The following is a 7,353-nucleotide window of genomic DNA, read 5'->3' as shown; positions in this document are numbered from 1 at the left end:
GTCGCTGGTCGAGGACCGCAACAACGCCGACCTGCGGCCGTTCGCCCGCGCCGGCGGCAAGCTGATCCTGCTGCACGACGAGTCGCGGCCGGTTCAGCGGGTGCAGGCGAAGCTCGCGGCGCTGTCCGGATCACCCGAGCGGTACCGGGGCCAGCCCGGGTATTCGCACAGCGGCCGCGTGCGCTGGTGGGCCAGGTCGGTGACGACCTGGTTCACCGGCGCCCGGCCGGTTTCGGTCCACCGCTCGAGCGCGGTGAGCGAATCCCAGCTCGCCGCCAACGCCGGAGTCCCGAAATTGGCGTGGTTGGCGCCGGGCACGACGTAGTACCGAAGGAACGCGTCGGTCGCGCGTGGGCCCGCCACCGCGCGCACCCGCTCGTAGTAGTCGTTCGTCGAGTACGGCGAGACGAGTTCGTCCGCGGCGCCGTGCAGCAGGATCAGCTTGCCGCCGGCGCGGGCGAACGGCCGCAGGTCGGCGTTGTTGCGGTCCTCGACCAGCGACAGGGCGCTGATCCGGCCGAGCCACTTGCCGGGGTGCCGGGGATCGATGTCCAGCGCGTTCTGCGCCGGGTTCCGGGTCAGGAAGTACTTGACCCACTGGGCCCAGTACTGCATCCCGTAGCCGCTGGTCACCGGCATCGGGTCGGCCGGTGCGGTGGTGCCGAAGCCGAGGAACGGCGTCCGCATGTCCGCCCCCGACAGGAACGGGAACCCCGGGTACTGCGTCTCGCCGCTGGCGATCCGGTACGGCCACCGGAACGGCGACGACATCGCCGTCACCGCCCCGATCTGCGCGTCGGACAGGCACCCCGGGCCGGTGTCGGCCCCGCCCGGGCAGCGCAGCACCCGCGGGTCGAAGCGGCAGCCCGGGTCCGAGACGACGCCATCGGCGACACCGTCCCGGCCGTCACACGTCTTGATGACGCTGTCGTAGAGGAGCTTTTGCTTCGCCGGATCGGGGAACGCGCCCGGACGCGACAGAACCTGCGTCAGGTAGCCCAGATCGAGGATCTCGGCGAGGTTGTTCCAGGCCGGGAAAGCGGAGATCACGCCGTCGAACGCGGACGGCCACCGCTGGGCGACGACGAGCGCCTCGCGGCCGCCGGTCGACCCGCCGGCGAAGAAGACTTCGGCCGGCGCCGCCGAGTAGGCGTGCCGGATGAGGAACAGGCTCGCGTCCCGGGTCTTCTTGAGCGCGTCTCCGGCGGCGAAGTTGGTCAGGGCTTCGTCGTTCACGCCGAACGACCCGTCCAGTGACGGCGGGGACGCCGGGTTCTGCTGGTGGCCGGAGTCGCTCGCGAAGGTCGCGTACCCCCGGGCCAGTGGTGCCGGCCGGTCGGCCGGGCCGAACGGCACGTTCGCCGTCACGTCGGGGATGGTGCCGTTGAACCCGCCGCCGCCGAACATCAGCGCGCGGTGGTTCCAGGCGAGGGGCAGGGCGACGCGCAGCTTGATGGCCGGGGCGGCCGGGTCGACGGGGTGGAGTTCGGCGTCGGCCCGGCAGTAGCCACCGGGCACGACGGCCGCCGCCGTGACGATCCCGCCGGAGGTCGGCAGGCTCATCGCCGACGCCGGAATCCGCAGCCCGGCCAGCCCGGCGCAGTCCGGGGCCGCGGGAGACGCGAGAGCGGGGCCGGGCGCGCTCGCCGCCAGCACCAGGGCAGCCGAGACCGCGAGTGTCTTCCTCATCGCGCGGCCGCCCGGTGCAGGTGCGCGCCCGGCACGGCGTGCGGATCGGCCCGGACCTCGGCGGGGTTCGTCTCCGGCAGGAACCACGCGCTGGCGAAGGTGATCAGCCCCATCAGCGTGATGTAGACGGCGACCGGCCAGGTGCTCCCGGCCTCCGCGATCAGCGCCGTCATCAGGAACGGCGTGCCACCGCTGACGACGATCGCGGAGAGCTGGTAGGCCAGCGACGCGCCCGAGTAGCGGACGTTGGGTGCGAAGAGCTCGCCGAGGAAGCTCGCGATCGGGCCGTAGGTGAGGCACTGGAACACGAACCCGACGGCCACCGCGACGAAGATCAGCGGCAGGGACGCGGTGCCGACGAGCCCGAAGTACGGGAACGCCCAGATGGCGACGCCCAGCCCGCCGACGAGGATCAGCGGGCGGCGGCCCACCTTGTCCGAGAAGTGACCGGACAGCGGGATCGTCGCGAGCATCGCCGCGGAACTGAGCAGCACCACCGCGAGCAGCGAATCGCGCTGGAGCTTGAGCGTGCCGGTGCCGTAGCTCAGCAGGCCGGAAATGCTGACGTAGAACAGGCTGTTGGTGGCCGACAACAGCCCGCAGCCGAGCAGGATGGTCCCCCACTTGCTGCGCAGCACCTGGGCGAGCGGCGCCCGGACCACCGGGCCGTCGTGGTCCGCCACGGCTTCCTGCAGCTGCCGGAACTCCGGGGTGTCCTCCACCTTGGCCTGGATGTAGAGCACCACGCCGAACATGACGACGCTGAGCAGGAACGGGATGCGCCAGCCCCAGCTCAGGAAGGCCGCGTCGGGCATCAGGCCGCTGGCCGCCACGAAGATCAGGTTGGACAGGATCACGGCCACCGGCACGCTCGTCTGCCCGAAGGTCCCGGCGAAGCCACGCCGCTTGGGACTGGCGGATTCGGTCAGCAGCAGCACGATGCCGCCCCACTGCCCGCCGGCCGCGAGGCCCTGGACGAACCGCAGGATCACCAGCAGCGTCGGAGCGAGCGCGCCGACGCTCGCCGCGCTGGGCAGGCAGCCGATCAGGAAGGTCGCCGCCCCCATCAGCGCGAGGCAGGCGACGACCACCGGCTTGCGCCCGTACTTGTCCCCGAGGTGCCCGGCGAGGACCCCGCCGATCGGCCGGGCCACGAACCCGGCCCAGAAGGTGCTGAACGCCAGCAGGGTCCCGGTCAGCGCCGACGCGTGCGGGAAGAACACCTTGGGGAACACCAGCGCGGCCGCGGTGCCGTAGAGGAAGAAGTCGTACCACTCGATCGAGCTGCCGATGAGCCCGGCCGCGAGCAGTTTGCGGAAGCCCCGGCGCGGGGTCAGGGGCACCCCGGTGCCGGACTGCCCTTCGGGTTGGGTGAGCGGAATGGCCATGGGTGCCGCCTTCGTCGATGAGGTCAGCAGGTGCTGGCGGTGATGGTAGGGCGGCGCTACCCTGCGACCGGAGGTGTGGACCACCCACTCCTCCCGCCGCAGCGGTGGGTCTTTCGCCCACCTCGACGCCGAGGAGGGCGAGCCCGGTGACCAGTGCGGCGGAACCGCGCCGGCAGCGCGAACTGGCGTCGTTGTACGCAACGGTCAAGTCGCTCACCGCGCTCGGCGAGCTCGACGAGGTGCTGCAGTCGATCGTCCACCACGCCCACGACCTGATCGGCACCGACTTCACCTACCTCTCGCTGGTCGGCGCCGACGGCAGGCTGTCGGCTCGCGCATCGGAGGGGACGATCTCCGCGGAGTTCCTCGCGGCGACCATCCCGGCGACAGTCGGGCTCGGCGGCAAGGTGCTGGCTTCCAAGAGCCCACACTGGGTGCGCGACTACGCCACCTCGACGCTCATCCAGCACGACCCGAACTTCGACCGCCTGGTCGTCACCGAAGACCTGGTGGCGCTGCTCGGCGTGCCGCTGGTGATCCGCGGCGAAGCGGTGGGCGCGCTGTTCGCCGCCGACCGCTCCGAACGGTCGTTCCAGGCCGAGGAGATCGCGCTGCTGAACGCCTTCGCCGACCACGCCGCCGTCGCCCTCGACAACGCCCGGCTCTACGAAGCGAGCCAGACCGCGTTGCGGGACCTCCGGGTGGCGTACGGGAAGATCGAGCGGGCACAGGCGATCCACGAAGCCCTGACCGGTGTCGTGCTCGGCGGCGGCACCCCCGGCGACGTCGCGCAGCACCTCGCCGACCAGCTGGGCGGCAGCATCACGCTGCTGGACCGGGGCGACCGTCCACTGGGGACGGATCTGGCCGAAGCCGTCGAGGACGCCCGCCGCACCGGCCGCTGCACGACGTCGCCCGGCACCGGCGGGACCGACCGCAGCGTGGCGGCCGTCCAGGCCGGCGACAGCTACCTCGGCGCGCTCGTGTGGAGCCGTCCGTCGGGCACCGGCGACGACACGGACCTGCGCACCCTCGAGCGCGCCACGCACATCCTGGGGCTGCTCATCCTCAAGGAGCGGGCCGTCGCCGAGGCCGGCGAGCGGCTGAGCGGCGAGCTGCTGACCGAGCTGATGGTCGGCAGCCCCGGCATCGGCCCGGCCCAGCGGGCTCGCGCCCGGGCCCGCGCCATCGACGTCGACCGCCTGGACCTGGTGCTGGTCGCGGACTCCCCCGCGGCGCCGCCGGGCGACCTCGCGCGGCACCTGCACGACATCGCCCGGGAGCGCGCCGGGCTGGCCGGCGAGCACCTGGGCCGGGCCACGATGATCCTGCCCGGCGCCGACGACGAGGCGACCGTCGCGGAGGTCCACACGAGACTCCGGCGGACACTGGGCGCGCCCGTCATCGTCGTCGGGGAACGGGCGGGCGGCCACGACTGGGCCCGGGCGTTTTCGCTGGCCGGCCGCTGCGGCGCGGTCATGCGCGCGCTGGGGCACACCGACGGGGGCGCCACCACCCGCCGATACGCGTTGTACGCCATGGTGTTCGACCCCGAGCGGGCCGGCGAGCTCGACCGGTTCCTGGCCGGCTCGATCGGCCCGCTGCTGGAGTACGACCGGCGGCGGGGCACCGATCTGGTCGGCACGCTCGGCGCGTACTACGTGCACCGCGGCAACGTCGCGGCCACCGCCCGCGCGCTGCACCTGCACGTCAACACCCTGCTCAAGCGCCTGGACCGGGCCGCCGCGGTGCTCGGCGCCGGCTGGCGCCACGAAAACGACCTGGAACTGCAGCTCGGGCTCCGGCTCCACCAGCTGCGGGCGGTCGCGTCCTGATGGCTCAGCCGACCTTCAGCGAGTCGCGCAGGGCGCTCTTCGAGATCTTGCCGGTGCCCGTCTTCGGCAAGGCGGGCACGAAGACGAACTCGTCGGGCAGCCACCACTTCGCCACCCTCGGCATGAGGTGCGCCCGGAGCTCTTCGGCCGCCGTTTCAGCGCCTTCGCGCAGCACCACGTACGCCACCGGACGTTCCATCCACCGGGGGTCCGGCCGGGCGATCACCGCGGCTTCGACGACGTCGGGGTGGGCCGTGATGGCGCTCTCGAGCTCGACCGAGGAGATCCACTCACCGCCGGACTTGATCAGGTCCTTCATCCGGTCCACCAGCCGCAGGTAGCCGTCGGCGTCGATGGTGGCCAGGTCGCCGGTGCGCAGCCAGCCGTCGGCGGTGAAGCTGCCGTCGGCGGCCGCCCGGTAGTAGCCGCCCGCCACCCAGGGGCCCGCGACCTGCAGCTCACCGACGGCGACGCCGTCGCGAGGCAGCTCCCGGCCGGTCTCGACGTCGGCGATCCGCAGCTTCACCAGCGGCACCGGCTGGCCCTGGGCGGCCCGCACCGCCACCCGGTCCGCCTCGGGCGCGTCCCGGTGCTGGGTGCGCGTGCCGCCGATCGCCCCGACCGGGCTGATCTCCGTCATCCCCCAGGAATGCGTGATGGGCACCCCGATCGCGGCGCGGAAGGCCTCCGACAGGGCCGGCGGGACGGCCGAGCCGCCGCCGAGCAGGAACCGCGTCGCGCTCAGGTCGTGGTCCCGCAGCCCGGGTGCCATGCCCGTCCACACCGTGGGGACGGCGCCGGCGACGGTGACCCGCTCGGCCGCCATCAGCCGCAACAGGTGGTCCGGGTCCGCGGACGGGCCGGGCAGGACCAGGGCCGCGCCCGCCATCATCGCGCCGTAGGGCAGGCCCCAGGCGTTGGCGTGGAACATGGGCACGATCGGCAGCACGACGTCGCTTTCGGCGAGGCCGACGAGGCCCGCGGCGAGCGTCCCCAGGCAGTGCAGGACCGTCGACCGGTGGCTGTAGAGCACGCCCTTGGGCGGCCCGGTCGTCCCGGAGGTGTAGCAGAGCCCGGCCGCGAGGTGCTCGTCGGCGAGCGCGAACGTGTCCTCGAACGAGCCCGTGGCGGGCGCGGCCGCGGACACCAGGTCGTCGTAGTGGAGGACGCGGGGGTCGTTCGGGATCGGCTCGCCGCTGTCGTCCGGCAGCACCACCCAGTACCGCACCCCCGGCAGCCGGCCGGCGCTCGGCCAGATCCGCGGCAGCAGCGCGCGATCGACGAACAGGACGTCGTCCTCGGCGTGCTCGACGATGTACTCGAGGTGCTCCGCCGTCAGCCGGATGTTGATCGGGTGCAGCACCCGCTTGGTGACCGGCACCGCCAGGTAGAGCTCGAGGTGGCGGCGGTGGTTGCTCGCGAAGGTGGCGACCCGGGCACCGGCCGGGACGCCGAGTGCGTCCAGCGCGGTGGCCAGGCGCCGGGTCCCGGTGGCGACCTCGGCGTAGGTCCGCCGCTCACCTCCGGCCGTGACGACTTCCTTGTGCGCGAAGAGCCGCTCGGCACGCTCCAGGAGGTGGGCGATGGTGAGCGGCCGTGGCTGCATCAGCCCGTCCATGGCGCCTCTTCCGGTCGGGGATCTTTCTCGTGACTTTAAGAGCGGGTCACGGCCCGGGAAGAGGTCGGAATCGCCCACTCGTCGGCCCGCCGGGGTGGTGATCACCTCCACGTCGCCCGCGTGGTTGCCCGCCTCGGACAGCGATCACGGATTTTCGGGCAGGCAGGCTCCGCGGCCACCGTGCCAGGTGACGGCGCTGCTAATTTTGTCTGAAGGCCCGACGAAAAGAAGGTCAAGCAGTGGCGAACCCGTTGGTGGCGGAGACAAAGGACTCCACGAAGGCGTATTCGGGCATTTCGCTGCTGGAGTCGGCGAACGACCTGAAGTCGGCCATCGAGAGCGGGGACTGGGCTGCGGTGGCGCTGGGCGCGGTCGGGACGGCGCTGGATGCGTTGTCGATGGCGATGGACCCGTTCGGTGCGATCCTGGCGGCCGGGGTCGGTTGGCTGATGGAGCACGTCGGGCCGTTGAAGGAGGCCTTGAACGGGCTGACCGGGAACGCGGATGAGATCGCGGCGCAGGCGGAGACGTGGAAGAACATCGCGGCCGAGCTGGGCAGTGTCGGTGAGGACCTGACCGGCATGGTCAAAACCGACATCTCGTCCTGGACCGGCGCCGCCGCGGACACCTACCGGCAGCGGGCGCAGGACACCGTGACGCTGCTGGAGACCGCCCAGAAGGGCTGTGAAGGTGCGTCCAGTGGTGTCAAGACCGCTGGTGAGGTCGTCGCTGCGGTGCGGGCGTTGGTGCGGGACATCATCGCGGAGCTGGTCGGGCATCTGATCAGCTGGGCACTGCAGGTGTTGTTCACCCTGGGCATCGG

Annotated in this window: 5 protein-coding genes; 2 read left to right on the top strand and 3 right to left on the bottom strand. The window is 72.3% G+C overall.

The genetic code is table 11. The features are described 5' to 3' along the window. Positions 1-93: 93 nt before the first annotated feature. Together ACWED2_RS48215 and ACWED2_RS48210 are read right to left on the bottom strand one after the other, a co-directional pair. Positions 94-1,689, bottom strand: a complete 1,596-nt coding sequence (locus ACWED2_RS48215; protein WP_449697223.1) for a tannase/feruloyl esterase family alpha/beta hydrolase — start codon at positions 1,687-1,689, stop codon at positions 94-96. Then, positions 1,686-3,077 (bottom strand): MFS transporter, encoded by a 1,392-nt coding sequence (locus tag ACWED2_RS48210; protein ID WP_449697222.1) that lies wholly within the window; start codon positions 3,075-3,077, stop codon positions 1,686-1,688. The genes ACWED2_RS48215 and ACWED2_RS48210 overlap by 4 nt, the downstream gene beginning before the upstream one ends. 146 nt (positions 3,078-3,223) lie before the next feature. Here ACWED2_RS48210 and ACWED2_RS48205 point away from each other — a divergent pair, with 146 nt between their 5' ends. After that, entirely contained in the window at positions 3,224-4,912 is a 1,689-nt protein-coding gene (locus ACWED2_RS48205; protein ID WP_449697221.1) for a helix-turn-helix domain-containing protein, read from the top strand. Between the two features lie 4 nt (positions 4,913-4,916). On the opposite strand, the gene ACWED2_RS48200 is transcribed toward ACWED2_RS48205, so the two are convergent. Continuing rightward, the gene (locus tag ACWED2_RS48200) at positions 4,917-6,530 is read right to left on the bottom strand and encodes a long-chain fatty acid--CoA ligase (protein WP_449697220.1); all 1,614 of its coding nucleotides are present in this window, start codon (positions 6,528-6,530) and stop codon (positions 4,917-4,919) included. 239 nt (positions 6,531-6,769) lie between these two features. Here ACWED2_RS48200 and ACWED2_RS48195 point away from each other — a divergent pair. Further along, positions 6,770-7,353: WXG100 family type VII secretion target (locus tag ACWED2_RS48195; protein WP_449697219.1), on the top strand; the 584-nt coding region annotated here is incomplete at its 3' end.

It is taken from the genome of Amycolatopsis sp. NPDC005003, assembly GCF_053600695.1.
Note: the sequence above shows the minus strand (reverse complement) of the source record. Positions and strands in the feature narration are given on the sequence as shown.

Excerpts from the sequence above, each read along its gene's own strand:
- ACWED2_RS48215 (WP_449697223.1), bottom strand. The coding sequence starts at position 1,689 with ATGAGGAAGACACTCGCGGTCTCGGCTGCCCTGGTGCTGGCGGCGAGC.
- ACWED2_RS48200 (WP_449697220.1), bottom strand. The coding sequence starts at position 6,530 with ATGGACGGGCTGATGCAGCCACGGCCGCTCACCATCGCCCACCTCCTG.
- ACWED2_RS48210 (WP_449697222.1), bottom strand. The coding sequence starts at position 3,077 with ATGGCCATTCCGCTCACCCAACCCGAAGGGCAGTCCGGCACCGGGGTG.